Origin of the sequence: Leifsonia psychrotolerans (genome assembly GCF_013410665.1) — a bacterium.
Taxonomy (GTDB): domain Bacteria; phylum Actinomycetota; class Actinomycetes; order Actinomycetales; family Microbacteriaceae; genus Cryobacterium; species Cryobacterium psychrotolerans_A.
Genome location: NZ_JACCFM010000001.1, coordinates 509,911 through 531,179, shown reverse-complemented (window position 1 = coordinate 531,179; position 21,269 = coordinate 509,911). Strand labels below are relative to the sequence as shown.

Annotated in this window: 18 protein-coding genes; 8 read left to right on the top strand and 10 right to left on the bottom strand. The window is 63.4% G+C overall.

The window, feature by feature from the left end; all coding sequences use genetic code 11:
* The first annotated feature begins 41 nt into the window (after positions 1 to 41).
* Together HNR05_RS17460 and HNR05_RS02370 are read left to right on the top strand one after the other, a co-directional pair.
* Positions 42 to 203, top strand: a complete 162-nt coding sequence (locus HNR05_RS17460) for a hypothetical protein (protein WP_246318330.1) — start codon at positions 42 to 44, stop codon at positions 201 to 203.
* 78 nt (positions 204 to 281) lie between these two features.
* Positions 282 to 1,916 (top strand): alkyl/aryl-sulfatase, encoded by a 1,635-nt coding sequence (locus tag HNR05_RS02370; protein ID WP_343062429.1) that lies wholly within the window; start codon positions 282 to 284, stop codon positions 1,914 to 1,916.
* Here HNR05_RS02370 and HNR05_RS02365 read toward each other — a convergent pair.
* A complete protein-coding gene (locus tag HNR05_RS02365) occupies positions 1,906 to 2,379 on the bottom strand; it encodes a methyltransferase family protein (protein ID WP_179577565.1) in 474 nt (157 codons plus the stop codon). The two genes, HNR05_RS02370 and HNR05_RS02365, sit on opposite strands and share 11 nt — an antisense overlap.
* Before the next feature lie 111 nt (positions 2,380 to 2,490).
* Here HNR05_RS02365 and HNR05_RS02360 point away from each other — a divergent pair, with 111 nt between their 5' ends.
* The 3 genes from HNR05_RS02360 to HNR05_RS02350 all read left to right on the top strand — a co-directional run bounded on the left by HNR05_RS02360 (position 2,491) and on the right by HNR05_RS02350 (position 5,666).
* Complete coding sequence (locus tag HNR05_RS02360; RefSeq protein ID WP_179577564.1) at positions 2,491 to 3,117, top strand: hypothetical protein; 627 nt, start codon at positions 2,491 to 2,493, stop codon at positions 3,115 to 3,117.
* 109 nt (positions 3,118 to 3,226) lie between these two features.
* A complete protein-coding gene (locus HNR05_RS02355) occupies positions 3,227 to 4,480 on the top strand; it encodes an ANL family adenylate-forming protein (RefSeq protein ID WP_343062428.1) in 1,254 nt (417 codons plus the stop codon).
* Positions 4,473 to 5,666: a thiolase family protein gene (locus HNR05_RS02350; RefSeq protein ID WP_179577563.1), complete on the top strand. Its 1,194-nt coding sequence runs from the start codon at positions 4,473 to 4,475 to the stop codon at positions 5,664 to 5,666. The genes HNR05_RS02355 and HNR05_RS02350 overlap by 8 nt, the downstream gene beginning before the upstream one ends.
* A gap of 7 nt (positions 5,667 to 5,673) precedes the next feature.
* On the opposite strand, the gene HNR05_RS02345 is transcribed toward HNR05_RS02350, so the two are convergent.
* Both HNR05_RS02345 and HNR05_RS02340 read right to left on the bottom strand, forming a co-directional pair.
* Entirely contained in the window at positions 5,674 to 7,113 is a 1,440-nt protein-coding gene (locus HNR05_RS02345; protein WP_491044420.1) for a trimethylamine monooxygenase, read from the bottom strand.
* Positions 7,114 to 7,251: 138 nt separating this feature from the next.
* Positions 7,252 to 8,382, bottom strand: a complete 1,131-nt coding sequence (locus HNR05_RS02340) for a cation:proton antiporter domain-containing protein (RefSeq protein WP_179577561.1) — start codon at positions 8,380 to 8,382, stop codon at positions 7,252 to 7,254.
* Positions 8,383 to 8,504: 122 nt separating this feature from the next.
* Here HNR05_RS02340 and HNR05_RS02335 point away from each other — a divergent pair, with 122 nt between their 5' ends.
* Both HNR05_RS02335 and HNR05_RS02330 read left to right on the top strand, forming a co-directional pair.
* Positions 8,505 to 8,669 (top strand): hypothetical protein, encoded by a 165-nt coding sequence (locus tag HNR05_RS02335; protein ID WP_179577560.1) that lies wholly within the window; start codon positions 8,505 to 8,507, stop codon positions 8,667 to 8,669.
* A gap of 9 nt (positions 8,670 to 8,678) precedes the next feature.
* Entirely contained in the window at positions 8,679 to 9,566 is an 888-nt protein-coding gene (locus HNR05_RS02330) for a class I SAM-dependent methyltransferase (protein ID WP_179577559.1), read from the top strand.
* Between the two features lie 34 nt (positions 9,567 to 9,600).
* Here the strand turns inward: HNR05_RS02330 and HNR05_RS02325 are convergent, their stop codons facing one another.
* The 3 genes from HNR05_RS02325 to HNR05_RS02315 are packed head-to-tail and all read right to left on the bottom strand — an operon-like array spanning position 9,601 to position 12,216.
* Positions 9,601 to 10,227, bottom strand: coding sequence for a TetR/AcrR family transcriptional regulator (locus HNR05_RS02325; RefSeq protein ID WP_179577558.1), 627 nt, complete (start codon positions 10,225 to 10,227; stop codon positions 9,601 to 9,603).
* The gene (locus HNR05_RS02320; protein ID WP_179577557.1) at positions 10,220 to 11,515 is read right to left on the bottom strand and encodes an ABC transporter permease; all 1,296 of its coding nucleotides are present in this window, start codon (positions 11,513 to 11,515) and stop codon (positions 10,220 to 10,222) included. The genes HNR05_RS02325 and HNR05_RS02320 overlap by 8 nt, the downstream gene beginning before the upstream one ends.
* Positions 11,512 to 12,216, bottom strand: coding sequence for an ABC transporter ATP-binding protein (locus HNR05_RS02315; RefSeq protein WP_179577556.1), 705 nt, complete (start codon positions 12,214 to 12,216; stop codon positions 11,512 to 11,514). Before HNR05_RS02315 ends, HNR05_RS02320 begins: the two co-directional genes overlap by 4 nt.
* Before the next feature lie 214 nt (positions 12,217 to 12,430).
* Between HNR05_RS02315 and HNR05_RS02310 the strand changes: the two genes are divergently transcribed.
* Entirely contained in the window at positions 12,431 to 14,041 is a 1,611-nt protein-coding gene (locus HNR05_RS02310) for a DUF222 domain-containing protein (RefSeq protein ID WP_179577555.1), read from the top strand.
* Positions 14,042 to 14,133: 92 nt separating this feature from the next.
* On the opposite strand, the gene HNR05_RS02305 is transcribed toward HNR05_RS02310, so the two are convergent.
* From HNR05_RS02305 to HNR05_RS02290, 4 genes are all read right to left on the bottom strand, one after another.
* Positions 14,134 to 15,528, bottom strand: a complete 1,395-nt coding sequence (locus tag HNR05_RS02305; protein WP_179580466.1) for a basic amino acid/polyamine antiporter — start codon at positions 15,526 to 15,528, stop codon at positions 14,134 to 14,136.
* A 140-nt stretch (positions 15,529 to 15,668) separates the two neighbouring features.
* The gene (locus tag HNR05_RS02300) at positions 15,669 to 17,267 is read right to left on the bottom strand and encodes a choice-of-anchor Q domain-containing protein (RefSeq protein ID WP_179580464.1); all 1,599 of its coding nucleotides are present in this window, start codon (positions 17,265 to 17,267) and stop codon (positions 15,669 to 15,671) included.
* 182 nt (positions 17,268 to 17,449) lie between these two features.
* Positions 17,450 to 19,054 (bottom strand): choice-of-anchor Q domain-containing protein, encoded by a 1,605-nt coding sequence (locus tag HNR05_RS02295; RefSeq protein ID WP_179577554.1) that lies wholly within the window; start codon positions 19,052 to 19,054, stop codon positions 17,450 to 17,452.
* Between the two features lie 220 nt (positions 19,055 to 19,274).
* The gene (locus tag HNR05_RS02290) at positions 19,275 to 21,182 is read right to left on the bottom strand and encodes an FAD-dependent monooxygenase (protein ID WP_179577553.1); all 1,908 of its coding nucleotides are present in this window, start codon (positions 21,180 to 21,182) and stop codon (positions 19,275 to 19,277) included.
* Positions 21,183 to 21,269: the final 87 nt, after the last annotated feature.

Here is a 21,269-nt window from a genome sequence, read left to right as displayed (position 1 = left end):
TGCACCTTGTCGATTCGAGAACTCCAGGGCACAGTCTGAGCATGCAAAACTCATCCGTCTCCCCGTCCATCCAAGCCCAGCACCGCGAGCTACTGGCTTCGCTTCCACTCGGCGATACACGCGATTTCGATGATGCCGATCGCGGCTTTCTCGGCGCTCCCGCATCGGGAGTTGTGACGGGTTCCGACGGGCAGGTGGTCTAGGATGCCGACAGCTATGCGTTTCTGACCGGCGAGGCGCCGACGAGCGTCAACCCGAGCCTCTGGCGCCAGTCCCTCCTCGTGTCAAAATGTGGTCTGTACGAAGTCGTCGACGGCATCTACCAGGTGCGCGGTATGGACGTCTCGAACATCACCTTTGTCGAGGGCGAGACCGGAGTGATCGTGATCGATCCGTTGATCTCGACTGAGACCGCAGCGGCCGCCCTCGCGCTTTACCGCGAACACCGTGGGAACAAAACCGTTGTCGCCGTGATTCACACCCACAGCCACGTCGACCATTTCGGTGGCATCTTCGGAGTGGCTTCGCAGGCCGATGTGGATGCCGGTCGCATTCAGATCATCGCGCCCGAGGGCTTCGTCGAAGAGGCCGTCGCCGAGAACGTCTACGCGGGCGTGGCAATGGCCAGGCGCGCGGGTTACATGTATGGCGTGACGCTCGATCGAGATCCGCAGAACCAGGTCGGATCCGGCCTCGGCCAAACCACCTCACGGGGCGAGGTCGGCATGATCGTGCCCACCCTCTCGATCAGCGTGACCGGCGAAAGCCACACCATCGATGGCGTCGAGATCGAGTTTCAAATGGCGCCGGGCACCGAAGCGCCGGCCGAGATGCACTTCTACTTTCCCAAATATCGCGCCCTCTGCATCGCCGAGAACGCCACCCACACCCTCCACAATCTGCTCACCCTGCGCGGCGCACTCGTGCGCGACCCGCACGTATGGTCCGCCTATTTGACCGAGGCGATCGACACGTATGGGCCAAAGACCGATGTCGTCTTTGCTTCTCACCACTGGCCGACCTGGGGTCAACAGCGCGTCAACTCATTCCTGTCGATCCAACGTGACCTCTATGCCTACCTGCACGACCAGACCGTGCGGCTGCTCAACCTCGGCCATACCGGAGTGGAGATCGCCGAAATAATCCAGCTGCCGCCACAGCTCGAACGGGAATGGAACACTCACGGCTATTACGGCTCGGTCAGCCACAACGTGAAGGCAATCTACCAGCGGTACATGGGCTGGTTCGACGGCAACCCAGCGCGCCTGTGGCCGCACCCGCCGGTCGAACAGGCCACGCGCTATGTCGAGGCGATCGGCGGCATCGAGCGCGTCGTCGACTGTGCGCAGTCGGCTTTCGACGCCGGTGACTTCCGCTGGGCGGCTACCCTCCTCGACCATGCGGTCTTCGCTGACTCCGACCACGCGGGCGCACGGGCGCTGTACGCCGAGACACTCGAGCAGCTCGCCTACGGGTCCGAAAACGGAACCTGGCGGAATTTCTTTCTCGCGGGGGCGACCGAGCTGCGAAGCGGCAACTTCGGCACTCCCATTGCCACGTCCGTGCCAACCATCATTGCCCAACTCAGCCCGGAGCAACTCCTCGATTCCTTGGCCTTGGCCGTCGACGGTCCGAAAGCTTGGGATCATGACCTCGCCCTCGACATCACGCTCACGGACCTCGAACGAAACTACCGGGTCACGCTCAGAAACGGCGTTCTCCTCCACTCACGAAAGCCAGCTGACCCGGAGACGGCCGGTATGACACTGACCCTCACGAAAGCCCGAATGACCGCACTGCTCGGCGGTGATCAGACCGGGTCCGGCCTGCTGATGGGCGGGGATCCGAACGTTCTGCAGCAGCTCCTGGGTGTGCTCACGCACGGTGATCCGGCGTTCAACATCATCATTCCCTAGCCAGCCGCAAGCGTCCGATGCCGGGCACGAACCGGCCCACATGCGCGCCATACGCGAGGTATTCCGGATGCGCACTGATCAGCATCCGCTCTTCCCAACGCGCCTTACCGGCGAGCAGCCAGAGCAGCGCAAGCCAGACCATGATGTGCAGAAATGACGCGCTGACCAGCGTGAGGCCGAGACCGACCATGAGGTAGCCCAGGTAGATCGGGCTGCGGACGTAAGCGTAGATTCCGGTGGTCACGATCGCGGCATTCTGCCGTGGGATGGGAGTGGCCGTGAAGGCTGGACCGAGGCGCCCCGCACCGGCACACATCAGCAGGACACCGGCGACAAGAAGCACGACCGACGTGGCGATCACATACGAGGTCACCGGCCAGAGATCGCTGTGCTGCATCAGCACGAGTGCCGCCAGCAACAGAATCTGTACGATCACCAACCCGAACGCAAGTGCACGCTTCATAGTGCGAGAGTACGCCCGCCTCGCCCGGAATCCTTCCCCGGGAGTTCTCCCGTTCGCCTGTAGTCTCGAGACACGCCCGAAACGTGGGCATTCAGGTTCACCGGGGGGCGCATGAACAGGGAGTTGGCAGCGGCCGGCACGATCTCGCAGCTCCTGAAACCCAGACGCAACCTGTGGCAGAGCGCGTGGGTGGGCTGTGTCGTGCTGACGCTGCCCATCTTCGGTTCGCTCTATCTGCTGACAATTCCACACGGCACCTGGGTTCCATTCGCGCTCGCACACGCCGCACTGGTCCTGCTTTTCGCCCTTGCCGCCGCGCGTTTGAGAGGCGCGGGAATTCGTTTGCTTCCCAGCGGCATCCGTGAGCGCGCGTATTTCAGTCGGATGGTGTTCACCCCGGTCGATCGGATCGATTCGGTGATCGTGGTCAAGCTGCGCGACACCTACAGCGATGATGTGGCACCACAGCTGTTTATCGTTGACGCACAGGGCCGCACCCTGCTGCGGATGCGCAGTCAGATGTGGTATCCCGACGATTTCACGACGGCGATCCACTATTACTCAGTGCCCGTGCAGAGCGTCGAACCGGTGCTCAGTTGGGCTGAGCTTCGACAGTCGTACGGCGGCAATCTCAGTCGCTGGGAGCGTCATCCGGTGGTGACGATTCTCGCTGCCGCAGTGGTCTTCATGCTCGTCACCGTTCCCTTCGTGTTGGCCGTGCTGCCCGTCATCGAGTGAATAATCCGCCGACCGTCAGGCCTCGCCGACCCCATCGGGGCTGCAGGCATAACGTAACATCGAGGTGGACGGGAGAACCGTCGGACGGTGAAGGGCGTGTGGTGTCGGAGTGAACCTCGATCGCGTGGTGCTGTCTCGAGGCCCGCTTTCGCTCACCCTCCGTCAACTCGAGGAGCAGATTGCTGCTCGTCGTCGTCACCTCGGCGCGGTCACCGCACGGCTCATCCCGCTGTCGCTGAGCGACCCCGTCGAACTCGCCGTGAGCATCTGGGCGGTGCGAGAATCCGGCGGAATTCCGCTGGCCGGCGATGATCGTTGGGAGACAGAGTTCTGGGCCCGCCAGAGTGCTCTCGCGGCGGCTGCCATTCCACCACCCGGCGCGGCCTGGGCCGCGTTCAGTTCCGGCAGTAGCGGAAACCCCCGCGTCATCCTGCGCTCTGAGCACTCGTGGGCCGCGTCATTTCCGTGGCTGAGCACGGTGCTCGCTGTGACGGACGATGACACACTGTATCTCCCGGTTCCGACGGCATCATCGCTCACACTCTTCTCACTCGCCTACGCACGTGCCGTCGGCGCTGCCGTGCGTTTTCCGCCCGGTCATACGGTGTCGCCGGGTGACCTTGCCCACGTGACAGTGCTGCATGGAACCCCGAACTCACTGCAGAGCGTCGTGGATGCCATCGAGAGCGGTGTTCCGCATCGGCTTCGGCTGGCTGTGATCGGCGGAGCTACCCTGCCCCCGAGCCTGCGGGAACGAGCCGAATCCGCCGGGCTCCGCGTCGTTTCTTACTATGGGGCAGCCGAACTCTCATTTGTCGCATTCGACCCCGACGGGTTGGGCCTGCGTGCTGTACCCGGCGTTGAGACCCGGGTCGACGACGGAGCGCTCTGGGTGCGCTCGCCCACAATCGCCCTCGGCTACCTGGCTGACGCATTGGGGTCGCTCCGCCGCGACGACTCGGGTTGGGCGACGGTGGGCGACCTCGTGACCCTGCACCCGCACGGCATATTGCGCCTGGCCGGTCGCGGTGACGGCGCCATCCTCACCGCCGCGGCAACCGTGATTCCCGAGGATGTCGAAGCTGGTCTGCGCAGCCTTCCCGGAGTGGCGGATGCCGTGGTGTTCGAGCTGCCCGGACCGCGCGACGGGTCGTTGGTTGCGGCGGCCGTGGAGCTATCGGTCGGCTCGGGAGCCCCCACGCTTCGTGAACTGCGCGAGCAGGCGAAGATCGTTCTCGCCACGTCGCATCTGCCGCGCATCTGGTTCGGCCCGGACTCTCTTCCCCGCACCCTGACCGGAAAGCCGGCCCGCGCGCAGATTCGGCGCGACGCACTCGACGGAAAGCTGCCCCGACTTGGCTGATCTCACCGCCCCCGTTGTGATCGCGGCACGCCGCACGCCACTTGCCATTCGCGGGGCCCGACTCGCACAGATTCCCGCCGAACAGCTGGCCGCTGCCGTCATCGGCGCAACAGTGCAGGATGCACGAGCGCAGGATGCACGAGCGCAGGATGCAACAGCCGAACAAAGCATCCCGCGCTCCGTGGGCGGGGTGATCCTCGGCAACTGTATGGGCCCGGGCGGAAACCTTGCTCGCTTGTCCGCGCTGGCAGCCGGACTCGACGTGAAGGTTCCTGGGATGACGGTGGATACGCAGTGTGGGAGCGGGCTGTCGGCCATCCTCAGCACTGCCGCCGAGGCGCGCCTCGATGCCACGGAGCGCGTCTGGATCGCGGGGGGAACCGAGAGCGCCTCGACGGCGCCGACCCGGTCTCAGGCTGGACGTGCCTATGCACGAGCACCGTTTACCCCCGCAGGCTTCCCCGACCCCGACATGGGCTCAGCGGCCCAGGCGCTGGCCGAATTGGACGGCATCGACCGCCGGGCCCAGGATGCCTACGCCGAACGCAGCCATCGCCTGGCCCTAGCCGCACAGGCCGCCGGCCGCTTCGACGCGGAAATCGTCGCGCTCGGCCACGAACTGCACGATCACGGACCCCGCAATGGAATGCGCGCGATGCTCCCCCGCTTTCCGGCACTCTTCGCGTCGTCGCCGGAACACGCCGGAACCGTCACGGCCGGAAACTCGTCACGAAACAGCGACGGTGCCGCCGCCGTTGCCATCGTGGCCGGGTCGTCACGGGGCGAAGCCCCGGGTCTGGCCCTCGTCGCCTCAGCCACAATCGGATGCGACCCGTCACTTCCCGGCATCGGACCGGTTGACGCGGTCTTAGCCCTGCTCGCCGAGCGCGGTGTCTCACTCGACGACGTCGCAGCAGTGGAGATCGTCGAGGCGTTCGCCGCGCAAACCCTCGCCGTGCTCGGCCGGCTCGGGCTCGCGCCCGGCGGCGTGGTCGATTCTCGCGTCTGCGCCGACGGCGGGGCGCTGGCCCTCGGGCATCCGTGGGGCGCCAGCGGCGCCGTCAGCGTCGTACGGCTGTTCAGCCGTCTTGTACGCGGCGGCGCCCCGGCGGGTACGCTCGGTGTGGCGACCGCAGCCATCGGCGGCGGCATGGGCGTCGCCGCGCTGTTCGAGGTCGTGCGCTGACGATTCGCTAGGCGCGCGTCACGGCATCCGTCTCGGCAACAAGCCCCGCGATGTCGTCGGGCTGGGGGTCAGAGAGATAGCGCTCGAGACTGTCGTCGAGCTCGGCCAGCCATGGCGTGTGGTGCACCACCGCCATTGTTCCGGTCATCACCGAGGCGTACACCTCGTCGCGGTAGCCCAGAATGTTCTCCTGCTTGTCGTGCTTCCACTCCAAGAAGATGCGCACGACCTCGTCGAGGTCGAACATCGGGTAGTCGGTGAGGTCAATCAGGTCGCGAATGTAGTCCGCCTGGAACTGGATCTCGTCGGCCGCACCGTTCAGCTCGCCGAACCGGGTGAGCCAGGCGTTTATGTGACGACGCTGCAGTTCGGGGGCCGGCAGTACAGCGTCGCCGAGAATGAGGTCGCGCACGTACCAGGCCTGTGCATCGAACATATTGAACGTGAACCATTGGTCTTGCGCACCAAGGTAATACAGCTTGCTATTCGCCTCCGAGACCACGCCCCGGTAGAGCGCGTCTGGATACACATTGTTGGGTGAGGCGAGTGCCAGATCGGACGGTAAAAACGGATAGTGATGCAAATATCCGGTACAGAGCACAACCGCGTCAAAGTCACGGCTCGTGCCATCGCTGAAGTGAGCGGTGGAGCCGTCAAAGTGGTGAATGAGCGGAACCTCGTCGATTCCCTCCGGCCAGTCGAAGCCCATCGGCTGGGTGCGATAGCTGAGGGTGACCGAACGGGCACCCATCTTGTAGGCCTGCACACCGATGTCTTCGGCCGAGTAGCTCGCACCGATCAACAGCACGTCGCGGTCTGCGAGCGCCTCGGCACCGCGGAAGTCGTGGGCGTGCTTGAGGCTGCCGGGGAACGTCTCGATGCCGGCGAAGTCGGGCACATTCGGAAAGCTGAAGTGGCCGCTGCCCACGATGACGTGGTCGAACTCGCTCGTTTCGGTCGTGTGCGTCACGAGGTCTTCGACCGTCACGCTGAACGTCTCGGTCGGCTCGTTGTACTCGACCCAGCGCACCGCGGTGCTGAAGCGCACCTGCTTCTTCACATCGCTGTTCTCGAGCCGGCCGCTGATGTAGTCCCAGAGCACCGCGCGCGGCGGGTACGACGAGATCGGTCGACCGAAATGTTCATCGAAGGTGTATTCGGCGAATTCAAGTGCCTCTTTAGGCCCATTCGACCAGAGGTTGCGGTACATGCTCGAGTGCACGGATTCACCGTTGCCGTCCTGACCCGTACGCCAGCTGTAATTCCACTGTCCGCCCCAATCCTCTTGCTTCTCGAAACAGACGATTTCTGGAACATCTCGTCCGGCGATTCGAGCCGATTCGAAGGCTCGTAGCTGGGCCATCCCACTGGGGCCAGCTCCGATAATTGCGACGCGTGAAATCAAGCTGTTCCTTTTCCGGCCACGGGGGCCATTGAGCAACGCCACGTGTTCAGTCAGCGAAAGCCTTCTTCGCGATCCGTGACGTGAGGGATCATCATTCAGCAGGTCACAAATTTTATGGCGTGACACTATTGCGAAATGAGATTGCCGCGTGTTATAAGCATCGCGGCCTTCCCGACCCTATCATGTCTTGATTTTTGAGGCTGTGAGGCCCGTCGCCGCCGCGGAGAGTGCAATGGTGACCACCGCGCCCACGAGGATGCCGGCATCCTCGCCCGGTTTGAGGATTCCGTTCTGAATGCCGAGCGTCACGGCGGCAATCGGCACGCCCAGTTGGCCCGCGGAGGCCACGGCGTGAAGCCAGGGCAGTTTCACGATGCGGCCTGCCAGGTGGGCGAGAACTGCGGCGATACCGAGCGCGAGGCCCAGCAGAATCATCTCGGGATGGGCTGCGACTCCCCGCAGGTCGATCGACGCACCGAGCCATACAAAAAAGATTGGCCCGAAGAAGCCCTCGGTGATTCCGAAGAGTTGGCGGGCCAGACGCCGGGGTTCACCGACGGCCGCCAGCACCAGACCGAGTGCGAACCCGGCCACCATGATCGAGACCGAGGCAAACTGGGCCACGCCAGCCAGCCCGAACAACACCAGCATGCTGATGCGCAGCTCAAGTGCGAACCGCCGACGCTCCGAGAAGGAGTGGAGCCTCTGGCGCAGTTGTGCTCGATCCAACCGAGCCAGAATCAGACCGAGTAGCACGGCAACCACACTGATGATCCCGCCGGCCAGCAGCACCTCGGGAACGTGCCCGGGATTGAGAACGAGCGGAAGTGCGACGATGCAGGCGATGTCAGCGATGGCGATTTGCGCCACCACCTGGGCGATACTCGCCCCCTTCACGCCAACGGATTGCAGCATCGGCAGAACGAGTGCGGCGGATGAGGAGGCGATCAGTACCCCATAGAGCACAGCATGCCCCGTGCCGAAGGCCGCCGCGATTGCCACGGCCAGCACGGCCGCGAGCACTCCGACCAGGATGGTTCCGATCAGGCCACGCCAAAGCGCCCCTCGCACCGCGGCATCCCGAACCGGAACGTGCGAACCGACCACCACCATGGTCAAGCCGAAACCGATGGTGGCCAGCAGGGTGAACTCACCGTTGTGCGGGTTGACCAGGGCGAACCCGGGCGGCCCGATCAGCAGTCCGCCGAGCAGTTCACCGATGACCACGGGGATGCGCCAGCTGGTGCGGGCCGCCAGAAGCGGCCCGAGCAAGCCGGTGAGCACCACGAGCGCCAGCAGCGAGAAGGTCACGCGCCTCACACTAGTGGCGGGCGCATTCACCCGTGTAGCGTTGTCGTCACGTGGGGCAGAATGCGTGCCCGGTGAATACTCACGCGCAACCGAGAGTTCACGACGAAGGGAACCTGCTAGACATGACCGCGTTCATCCTCGTCATCGTTGTCGTTGCGATTCTGCTGCTGTTCGTGGGCGGACTGGTCAGCCTGCTGAAGTGGATGATCTGGGTTGGAATCGTGCTTCTGGTGCTCGCTGCACTCTTCTGGCTCGTGCGCACCCTCACCGGGCGCAAGAACTCCTGAAGCCCAGAGATGACTCCGCACACGCCGAACCACAACGGAAACCAGAGCCAGAGCCAGAGCCAGAAGCATGGGCACGAGCACGAGCACGAGCACGAGCACGACGAGCCCGCCATGGCCGAGATGCTCGATCTCGCTGCCGATGTGCTCGCCTCCTCCCTGTCGGAGATCATCAACTGGGTCGGCGGGCTTGCCCCGGCTGCACCGCGTCGGGTCGTCGATGTGGGCGCCGGAACCGGAACCGGGAGCCGCGCACTGGGGCGACGGTTCCCCACCGCCGAGATCGTCGCACTCGACCAGTCGTCGTTTATGCTCGGCCGCCTCGAGGCACTGGCTCGGGCCAACGGCCGGACCGATCGGATTCGGGCTCTGCAGGCCGATCTTGACGACGCCTGGCCTGACGTGCGGGAAGCGGATGTCGTGTGGGCAGCACTGTCGATGCACCACTTCGCCGATCCCGATCGGGTGCTGCGTGACATCCGCTCGGCCTTGAATCCCGATGGTCTCCTGGCGATCGTCGAGATGGATGCCTTCCCACGCTTTCTGCCTGACGACATCGGAATCGGCCGCCGCGGTCTCGAGCAGCGCTGCAGCGAGGCCGCAGGCGATGCGAGCTGGAACACGAATCTGGACTGGGGGCCCAACCTCGAACGCTCCGGTTTCGAAATTGTGGAGAAGCGCACGTTCGACATGGACGTTGATCCGGCCACGTCGAGCCTGGGCCGTTATGCGCACGCCTCGCTGCGCCGCACTCGTTCGACTCTCACCGGCATACTCTCCGACGACGATGTCGCTACTCTCGATCGCCTGCTGGACGAGGACTCCCCCGAGTCCATCCTGCGCCGCACCGACCTCACCGTCAGAGGGAGCCGCACCGCCTGGGCAGCCCGGAGCCTCTGACGCCCCCAGAGCTTCACGGCGGGCCCGGAACGCTTCAGCGCTCTGTGGGTGGGCTCGCAATCCGATGAATCAGGTCGATCGAGTGGGTGAACTCGTCCTCGGCCGACATCGCCGAATGCCCGTTCAGACGGCGCTGCATCGAATAGCGCATCACCGCGCCGGCCAGCACAACGACCATCCGCGCCTCATCGTGCACGTCGGACGCTGCCGCATCCCGCCCCTGCGCGCGGAATCGCTGCAGCACGAGGTGCGTCAGCCGCTCCTCATGCTCGGTCATGCGTGCCATCTGGCGGGCGAACAGTTCGGGCGTGCGACTAATTACGTCGAGCCGGCCCCGCATCAGCGTGCGGTCGAGTTCGTGTTCGGACAGGGCGAGCGCCATGATCGAGACGAGATCGCCGAGCACATCCGGAGTCGGGGCCGCGATGAAGCGGGCGAGCTCGGTGTCGCTGAGCTTCGGCGCTGAGGCGCCGAGAATGACACCTTCCTTCGAACCGAAATAGTTGAAGAAGGTGCGCTGCGACACCATGCTGGCGTCGCAGATTATCTCGACGGTCACCTGCTCATAGCCATGCTCGAGCACCAGAGCGATCGCCGCATTTTCAATGGCCGTTTGGGTGGCCGCGCGTTTCTTAGCGCGCAGCCCACCTGAACTACTCATAGCGCAGCGCGTCAATCGGGTTCTGTCGCGCGGCACGCCGAGCCGGAAGCGTTCCCGCAAGGAATGCAATGAGCATCACGACGACGATGATCACTGCGATGGATGCCGGCGCGAACTGCATCACTTGCAACCCAGGCAGCCCCGACAGCACGGTGTCGGCCAGCGCATTACTGATCACCGTGCCCACGCCAATCGCCAGCAGTGCACCGATCGCGCTGCCCAGGAACCCGATGAAGATGGCTTCCATGCTGAACAGGGCATAGACCTTGCCGCCACTCATTCCCATCGCTTTCATCAGGCCGATCTCGCGCGTGCGTTCCTGCACGCTCATCAGCAGGGTATTGATAATGCCGAACCCGGCAGCGATCAGGGCAATCACGGCGAAGGCGTTCAGCACACCGATGATTCCGTTGATCACACTCTCGAATGAGCCGAGCTGATCGGCCACGGTGAGCGCACTGTAACCTTTGTCCTTCAAGGTCGCTTGCAGCGCCTTGACCTGCGCGGTGCTCAGGTTCGCATCGAACTGAGCCGTCGCCACCGCGTAGCCCCGCACAACCGAGGCCGGGGTGCCCTCCCGCTGCACCTCGCTGATCGCAGTCGTGAGGTGTTGGTTCAACGCGGCACTACTCCCGAGCAGGGTCTCGTTCTGAACCCCGGCCACGGTGGCCTCAACCGTGCTTTGCACTCCCTCATAGCTTGTGACACCGATCGTAACCGTTGCCCCCACAGCGTCCTTCGCGGTGCCGAGGCCAAGGCTGGCCAGGTAGGGCGTCGGCAGCAATATCTGATTGTCGTTGCTGTTGTTGTCGAGCTGCTTTCCTGTGACCAGGTCCGCCTTGGTGATGGTGCCGGACGGACTCACCGTCAACACAAACTTGCCGTTGTTGCCGTACTGGATGTAATCAGGCGAGACGATCAGCAACGGTTCGACACTCATGATGCCGCTGACTGTGCCAATGGTGTCGATGTCCTTCTGGGTGAGCACCGCGGTGGAACGCCCCGGCCCACCAAATCCGCCCGTCGCCTTCGCCGCATCCGGCTCATACTTCTTCGGACCGGCGTCGACGCTCGGGGTCGTGTCGACGGCCGGTGAGATCGTGAAGACGTCGGTGGAGCCGATTGAAGCGACCTGCGCGTTGATGTAGTTGGAGACGCCGGTGCCGATCGCACTCGTGATTGTCAGTGTGAAGGCACCAATCACGATCGCGATAACGGTGAGCGTGGTGCGAAGACGGCTGCGGAACGTGTTCGCCACAGCGGCCTTGATGATGTCAATGGATTTCATGCGGAGGCCACTTCCGGTCCGGCGCTGGTCTCTTCGAGCCCATCGCGCATAAAGATCTGTCGGTCACAGCGTGCGGCCAGTTCACGGTCGTGGGTCACGATGATGAGAGTGATGCCCTGCTCTTTGTTAAGATCGAAGAGGATGTCCTCGACCACGGCGCCGGTGGCCGAGTCCAGGTTTCCGGTTGGCTCGTCGGCGAAAATCACGGTGGGGTTGTTGACGAGTGCGCGGGCGATGACGGCGCGTTGCTTCTGTCCGCCCGACAGGTTCGTGGCCTTGTTTTTCGCCTTGTCGGCAAGTTCGAGCTGTTCAAGTGCGGCCATGCCGCGAGCTTTGCGCTCTTTCGGTGCCACACCCGCGATGGTGAGCGGAAGCGTCACATTGTCGAGCACGCTCGCGTTGGGCGTAAGAAAGAACTGCTGAAAGACAAAACCGAAGTCCTGGTTGCGCAACCGGTTGAGTTCCTTCGTCTTCAACGTCTTCGCATCGACTCCGTCGACGAGCAATGTGCCTGTGTCGGGATCGTCAAGGAGAGCGAGCAGGTGCATCAGGGTGGATTTGCCCGAACCACTTTTGCCGACGATGGCAATTGACTCACCCGCGTGCACCTCGAGCGAGATGCCGCGCAGCGCGTCGAACCGGGTGGGCCCTTTGCCATAAGATTTGCTGATCGACTGGGCATGCAGGACTGTTTTTGTCATAGGTGTGAAACTTTCACTCAGCATCCGTCCGCACAATGCAGACACCCAATATTTGCACAGACTGCATCGATGACCAGGCCGCCTGAGGATCTTCACGGCAACTTCACCCGCCCCAGAATCTCCCACCTGTCGACTCGAACATTATTCTTATTACGGGGAGCGGAAATTGAGTTAAACTCTAGAATCTCTAGAAGATTTGTTCTAAAATGGATGCATGGACGACATGTTCGCAATCCCACCAGAACCGACCTTCGACCCGCCGAGTGTGCTCGGCGCCGAAGGACGTGAGGCATGGGTCTCCGAGGTGGCTGCAACGTTCGAGTCCGACCTTGGTGCTGGTGCTGGTTTCGGTGTCGGTTCGGCTCCACGGGAGCTGGTTTCCTCCCTGACCGCGATCATGGGCGCGCCGGCGCCTGTCACGGCTGCGGCCATCGATGTGGTCGGGCAGGCGATCGCTGATGCGGGAGTCGCCGTGCGGCAGGCGAACCGGGCGATGGCCGCGCACCTCGCCGCCCTGACCCGGGTGATCGAGGTGGCCCGGCAGAACCCGAGCATCTCCCTCACCGCGTCCGGGCTTCGCCAACCCGACGCCCTCGACCTGGCCGTGCGTTCGGCGGCAGCGGATGCGGCGTTGCACCTGCATCTCTCCTCCGACGTGGTGCGCACCCGCGCCCACGAAGGCCACGTGCTCACCCAGTCGTTGCCCCAGCTCTGGGCCCTGTTCCAGGACGGCACGATCGGTTACGCGCAGGCCAGCGCCGCGGTGCACTTTCTCACCAGCATCACCGACCCCGCCCAGATCGGCGTGTTCGACACCGAACTGGCCGGGGTCGGCCCCACGCTGACACCCGGCGCGTTCCGACAAAAGGCCCGCACCCTCGCCGAACGCCTCCGCGCCGAACCCGCCGCACACCGCCATGCCCACGACCTCGCCGAACGCCGTGTCAGCGTCGAACCGGTCCCCAACGGCATGGCCTGGCTGAACGCGAACATCAGCGGCGTCGACGCGACACGCATCAGCGCCCGCCTGAACGCCACAGCCAAACGCATCGCCCACAACGAAACCACCGCCCGCAGAAAAGCCATCGCAACCGCCCGCGCCACCGCCCGCCGCACCGCCCGACACGCCGGCCTGAGCCCCGCAGAGACCCAAGACCTCATCGCGACAGCCGAACAGGATGCCGCCGCACGCTGTCGCCGCCGCTCCCGCGACCAGATCCGCGCCGACCTGCTCGTGGCCTGGCTGGCCGGCGACGGCACCCCCACCGCCGCAAAAGTGCGCCCCCTGCTGCTCGTGCCCATCCTCGGCCTGCTCGGCACAAGCGACCAGCCGGCCGTGCTGCAGGGCTACGGCCCCATCGACCCCGTCACCACCGCGCAACTCTTCACCAACGCCCCCGCATTTCGCCGGGTCGGCACCGACCCGATCACCGGCGAGATCCTCAACTTCGACCGCACCCGCTACCGACCCAGCAAAGCCCAACGCGACCTACCCGCGGTAATCTACGGCACCTGCGCCTGCGACGGCTGCACCCGCCTCGCCGTCACCGCCGACATCGACCACGTCAGAGAATGGGCCCGCGACACCGGCCCCACCAACCTCGCCAACCTGCTCCCCCTCTGCGGCCCCGACCACCGCCTGAAAACACACTCCACACTCAGATTCACAAAAGAACCCGACGGCTCCGTCACCATCAACACCCCCACCGGCTACCGCAGCCGCACCACCCCGGCACCCCCACTCCCGGATCGACTCCCGGGCCCACGACCGGGCCCACGACCAGGTTCACGACCGGCACCGCTACCCGTCGATCCACCGTTCTAACCCGCCGACCCGACGCCCTGCACGAACACACTGCACGAACACACTGGTGCAACGAACTGGTGTATCACCTGGGTTGCACGTTCCGTCCCGGGCTAAAGCACGATCCAGCCCACTGCCAACGCCACGATGCCCACGAGCGCCCCGAGCAGCGACACGGTCAGAATGACGAGTTCTCGACCCGAGAACAGTTTTCGTCCCTGCTCGCGGCGCGCCATCACGAAGAACACGGTTCCCGGGGCATAGATCAGAAAGGCGACGAGCACGAATTTGAGTCCCGCTGAATAGAGCAGAAAGGCAGTGTATATGGTGGCGAGCAGCGCGATGATGAGCTCCCGCGTCCACCCGCGTGGCTGCTCCAGATATGTGTCTCGAGTAAGTGCAACTTTCAGACCGTAGGCCGCGGCGAGCAGAAAGGGAACCAGCACGAGTGCGCTGGTGAGGTCGAGGGCGAAGTTCAACGCATCCTTCGAGAAATACGAAAAGATCAAGATGGCCTGTCCCATGATCGCGGTCATCAGCAGCGCCGGAACAGGCACATCCGCTGCATTCGATCGGCGCAGGAACTGCGGCATATCGTTCGCTTTCGCTGCAACGAACAGTACCTCTGCGGCCATCAGCGTCCAGGCCAGGTAGGCACCCAGAACAGCGGCGATGAGTCCGACGCCGATGAACACCGAGCCCCACGGTCCGACAGCCGCTTCGAGCACCCCGGCCATCGACGGCTGATGCAGCTTTGCGATAGCGCTCATCGGCAGCACACCGTAGGAGACAATCGTCACCGAGGCAAAGATCGCGAACACGCTCAGGAAACCGAGGACTGTGGCACGTCCGACATCCGTTCGCCGCCTGGCATGCCGCGAGTAGACGCTGGCACCCTCGACCCCGAGAAACACGAAAACCGTCACGAGCATGGTGCCGCGCACCTGTCCGAACAGCGATCCGGTGTTCTCCCCGCCAGCCCAATTCGCGGTGAAAACGTCGAGTTTGAAGGCAAACAGGGCGAGCAGCACGAACACGACGATCGGCACGACCTTCGCGACTGTGACCACACGGTTGAGTACTGCAGCTTCTTTCACGCCACGCCTGACCAGAAAGAAGAAGGCCCACAGGCCCGCCGACGAGACGACGATTGCGAGCACGGTGTCACCGCTACCAAGTTCCGGAAACACTGCGCCCAACGTCGACATGATGAAAACCCAATAGAAGACGTTTCCGACGCAGGCGCTGGCCCAATAACCAAAGGCTGAGAAGAACCCCATGTATTCGCCGAAGCCCGCCTTCGCGTAGGCGAACACGCCGGCGTCGAGGTGCGGTTTGCGATTGGCAAGGCTCTGAAAGACCAGGGCGAGCATGAGCATGCCGCCGCCGGCGATCGTCCAGGCGATCAGAGCGCCTGCGACTCCGGTGTTTTCGGCGAATCTCTGCGGAAGGGAGAACACCCCGGCACCCACCATCGAGCCCACGACAATGGTGGTGAGAGTGAGCATTGAGAGCTTCGCCGAAGCCGGCACGGACAGGTCGGTTTCAGCAGAAGACACACTTCTATCATCCCCCGCCGATACAGGCTCTCGCGACTGGGCCGGCCCGAATGAGGCAGACCCTTCGCGAGTGCTGGCACCGCTGCTGATTACGCCTGGCTGTGCGCGCGCCGACGGCGCACGCCGAGTGCAGCGATACCGGCGAGCATCAACGCCCCAACAGCGAGCAGGATGCCGCTCGCATCCATTCCGGTCTCAGCCAACTCGGCCTTCGGGGCGCCCGCGGGGGTCACGATAGCCTGAACCTCAACCGAGCCGACGTCGACGCCAGCGCCGACGACACGAGCACTGCCACGCTGGTCAGTCGTCAGACCCGCCAGAGTTGCCGCATTACCGGCATCGATCGCCGGACTCGTCGCCGCAGGAAGATGCGTCAACGTGCGACCACCATTGTCCGTGAGAGCGCCCAACTGAGCATCCGCACCAAACAACGAGTTCGTCACATCGATCGACGGATCAACGCTGGTGGCAGCCTGACCGAACAACGACGACGAGATCGTCGACGGCTGGACCGGCATCGGCGACCCAGCCGCCACCGGCGCCGAAGATGCCGACGATTCCGACGGCGCCGACGCGTCGGCAGCGAACGTCGAGCCTGCCTGCACCTCGGTGACCATCGCGTCAAGCGCACCGGTGGGAATCCACTCATCACCAAACGCGAAATCCGTGGGTACTGCCGCTGAACTCCTGTTGCCACTCAGAATCGATGAATCGATGCTGAACTCGGGTACATCCAAAATCACGGCGGGCGAGTCGGCGTCAGCGCTGCCGTTGCCGGTCACCGTCGAGTGCAGGATCGTTGCCGTCTCGGTGTCGGAAACCAGAAGTGCGCTCCCGAACGCCCCTGCAACGTTGCCCGAGAAGGTCGACTGCATGAGCTCGACCGACAGGCCGGCAATCCCGAAGTAGCCGCCACCGATACCGTCGGTGGTGTTGTTCGAGATCGTCGAATTAACAATTCGAACGTCTGTGACATAGGGAGCGATGACTCCTGCTCCAGCAGACACGGCGGAGTTTCCGTCGATCGTTGACGAATCAATGCTGAGCTCGCGAAGCCCTCCAGCATAGACTGCACCGCCGAACTCGCCACCCTTATTGTTCGAGAAAACTGAGTTCACGATCGAAGCTGTTCCGGCCATATTGCCGGCGACGGCCACCGCTCCGGCCAGCGGCACGGTGTTCTCGACCACGACATCAGACAGCGTGAAAGCCGGTGCAACGGAGTCGTCGCCGTTCAAGAAGGCGACTATTGCTCCGCTCCCTCCCGAGATCGTCAGTCCGCTGATCGAAAAGGAATTGCCAAATTCAACCGACGTGAAGGTCATGGAATAGCCCTCGAACGACTGCTGCTCGACTTCCGGCACTGTAGCGCCCATGATTGTCAGCTCAGACGATCCCGGTCCAACGATCGAGACGCCTCCCCGGGTGACCGTCGGCAACGGCGATTCGAGCGTGATCGTTCCCGTGACCGCGAACGTGATTTCGTCGGCACCCGGAGTCGCCTCTGCGGCGATGAACGCCGAGCGTAGCGTGCCCGGCGTTTCGGTGTCGGCAAGCGACGTGACACTCACCGCCGTCACTGCCGGAACAGCCGAAGCCGGTGTGGCAACGGCCACACCGCTGCAGACCAGGGCACCGGCAAACGCCGACGCCGCCCAACGCACAGAAACCTGCGATTGCTTCTTCATTAAGATCCTTTTTCTGTTCTGATCGGCTTTTCACAACAATCGTGAACTCTCACGAAGACCGCGCACGACGTGTGATTCCTCGAGTGGCTCTCTACGGCACGTGCACTTACGTGCACGTGCACTTACTTCATGTGCACATACTTCATGTGCACTTACTTCATGTGCACTTACTTCATGTGCACTTACTTCATGTGCGCGCGCCGACGGCGCACGCCGAGTGCAGCGATACCGGCGAGCATCAACGCCCCAACAGCGAGCAGGATGCCGCTCGCATCCATTCCGGTCTCAGCCAACTCGGCCTTCGGGGCGCCCGCGGGGGTCACGATAGCCTGAACCTCAACCGAGCCGACGTCGACGCCAGCGCCGACGACACGAGCACTGCCACGCTGGTCAGTCGTCAGACCCGCCAGAGTTGCCGCATTACCGGCATCGATCGCCGGACTCGTCGCCGCAGGAAGATGCGTCAACGTGCGACCACCATTGTCCGTGAGAGCGCCCAACTGAGCATCCGCACCAAACAACGAGTTCGTCACATCGATCGACGGATCAACGCTGGTGGCAGCCTGACCGAACAACGACGACGAGATCGTCGACGGCTGGACCGGCATCGGCGACCCAGCCGCCACCGGCGCCGAAGATGCCGACGATTCCGACGGCGCCGACGCGTCGGCAGCGAACGTCGAGCCTGCCTGCACCTCGGTGACCATCGCGTCAAGCGCACCGGTGGGAATCCACTCATCACCAAACGCGAAATCCGTGGGTACTGCCGCTGAACTCCTGTTGCCACTCAGAATCGATGAATCGATGCTGAACTGGGGTACGTTCAGGATGACTGCGGGCGAGGAAGCGGTTGCACTGCCATTGGCGGTCACCGTCGAATGTTGGATCGTGGCCGTCTCAGTATCGACCACGAAAATTGCGCTCCCGAATTCTTCTGCAACATTGCCAGAGAAGGTCGACTGAACGAACTCCACCGACGTGCCGCCTGCACTGAAGTAACCGGCAGCGGCGTTGGGGGTGGTGTTGTTCGAGAACGTTGTATTGACAACCCGCACCGCGTCGACCTCCCACGCATAGAGCCCAGTTCCACCGTTCACAGCCGTGTTTCCGTCGATTGTTGTCGAATCGACCGTGAACGTGCTCAGACCTGCGGCAAAGACTGCCCCGCCGATGCTGCCACCCCTGTTGTTCGAGAACACTGAATTCACGATCGAAGCGGTTCCGGCCATATTGCCAGCAACGGCCAATGCACCCCCAACGTAGGGCACGGTGTTCTCGATCACGACATCAGACAGAGTGAAAGTCGGCACGGCGGACTCATCGCCGTTCAAGAGCGCGGCGATTGCGCCGCTCCCTCCCGAAATCGTCAGCCCGCTGATCACAACGGATGCGCCACTGGTGTCCGACAAGAAAGTCATCGAATAGGGCTCGATTGACCCCGGTTCGTCTTCGTTCACCGGCACTGTAGCGCCCATGATTGTCAGCTCAGACGATCCCGGTCCAACGATCGAGACGCCTCCCCGGGTGACCGTCGGCAACGGCGATTCGAGCGTGATCGTTCCCGTGACCGCGAACGTGATTTCGTCGGCACCCGGAGTCGCCTCTGCGGCGATGAACGCCGAGCGTAGCGTGCCCGGCGTTTCGGTGTCGGCAAGCGACGTGACACTCACTGCCGTCGCCGCCGGAACAGCCGACGCCGGTGCCGCAACGGCCACACCGCTGCAGACCAGCGCACAGGCAAAAGTTGATGCCCCCCAACGGGTGACACTGGACGATGACTTCTGCATCGAATTCCTTTTCTGCCCTGATCGGCGCTTTACCGACATCCGCTCGTGCACTCTAGCGGCAAACTCTCGCTCGCACGAAATCACCGGGGTGGCGTATTCTGCACCACATCCGACGACGCACACCGACACCCGCACCTGAACATTGCCGAGGACGGCCCGACGGAGCGAAGTTTCGGCACGCAGAGTTTCGAAATGATCTCATGAGGCCCCGGCCTCAGTTTCACGCTACCGCTGTGACCCCTGCCGGCAGCAACAGCTGACGGAAGAATGCAGCGAGTTCTTCGGTCGCGTCCAGGGGCAGCACATTCGCCACGTACTGGTCGGGGCGCACCACGACGACAACGCCGCCACGGTCGAGACCACGCAGTTCGAAGATGTCCTGCGCCGGGTGCGTGGCGTACTGCTTCTCGTAGTCGGTCAGCCCAAACGGACCGGTCTTGGGCATGAACACGGCAGGCACCCGGCCGAGGTCAACACCCGTGTGATCCTGCTGGTACACCACCTTGACGTCGAAGATGCTGTCGATATCGCTGCCGGCCGGTGTGTGCACGAGCAGAGGCGAGTCGGGCGAGGTCTGCAGCCAGGTGGCCCAGTCGGTGAGAGCGGAGGGCTCACCGGCGGCCGCGGCATCCGCGAAGGCATACAGGCGCCAGCGCCCGTCGGCTCGGTGGTGGTGCCCAAGCTGCACGGTGTTGGTGTCGGAGACGCGCTCAACCATGGCCGATTTGAAGCGCTTACCGATTGGGAACCCCGTGGCGAGCGCCTGGTGAGTCGTTTCTCCGATGAGCATCGACGGCTGATACTGCGTCATGAAGCCGGCTGGGAACTCGGCCGTACGGGTGTAAAAGTCCTCGAGTTCGGTGGGGTCGCCGAGATCCTCCGGCTTGGTCGCCATCAGGGTCGACCACTGCCTGTCGAAGTCGATGAGGTTCTTGGCGACGGGCTGACGCTCGGCCGAGTAGGTGCCGAGTAGGCTCTCGGGGCTGCGACCAGCGAGAACGTAGCCCAGCTTCCAGCCGAGATTGAAGCCGTCCTGCATCGACACGTTCATCCCTTGACCGGCCTTGGCACTGTGCGTGTGGCAGGCGTCACCGGTGATGAAAACGCGCGGCGTACGCAACCCAATCTCGTCGGGCAGCACGTCGTCAAAACGGTCGGTGAGACGGTGACCCACCTCGTACACGCTGTGCCAGGCGACGTTTTTCACGTCGAGCGTGTAGGGGTGCATGATGTCGTTGGCCTTGGCGATGATCTGTTCGATCGTGGTCTTGCGCACTTCACCGTTGTTGTCGACAGCCACCTCACCGAGGTCGACGTACATGCGAAACAGCTGGCCGCCCTCACGGGGAATGAGCAGGATGTTGCCACCGGCATCCGACTGGATTGCACATTTGGTACGGATGTCGGGGAAGTCGGTGACGGCGAGCACGTCCATGACGCCCCAGGCGTGGTTCGCCTTGTCACCGGAGAGTGTGCAGCCGATCGCGTCGCGCACGCCGCTGCGGGCACCGTCGGCGCCCACGACGTACTTTGCGTGGACGACCTTCTCTTGGCCTGCGAGCTCGCCGGTCGTGTGCACGAGCGTCACAGTGACGGGGTACTCACCGCTCTTGGTATTTTCGAGGCTGCGGAACTCAAATCCGTAGTCGGGCACCATTCGAGTGGGCGAAAATGCCATGTACTCGGTGAAATAGTCGAGAACGCGCGCCTGGTTGACAATGAGGTGCGGAAATTCGCTGATTCCGCTGGGGTCATCGACGGCACGCGCCGTGCGCACGATGTTGGCCGGGGCATTGACGTCGGGCTTCCAGAACGCCATCTCGGTGATGTGGTACGCCTCGGCGGTGATGCGCTCGGCGAATCCGAAGGCCTGGAAGGTTTCGACGCTCCGGGCCTGGATGCCGTCGGCTTGCCCGATCTCGAGGCGTTCGCCGCGGCGTTCGATGATGCGGGTCGTCACGTTGGGGAACATTGAGAGCTGGGCTGCGGTAATGACGCCGGCCGGCCCGGTACCAACAATGAGCACATCGACGTTCTCGGGCAGTTCTGCGGGGCGGTCGATGCCAACCCCCGCAACCGGCTGCACGCGTGGGTCGGTTGATACGTATCCGTGGTGGTGAAACTGCACGGCATTCCTCACTTCTCTGTGGGCGATCAGACGCCATCGTCGATAGTTGTTCGATAATTGAACATCTAATTCAACTATCGCTCGTTA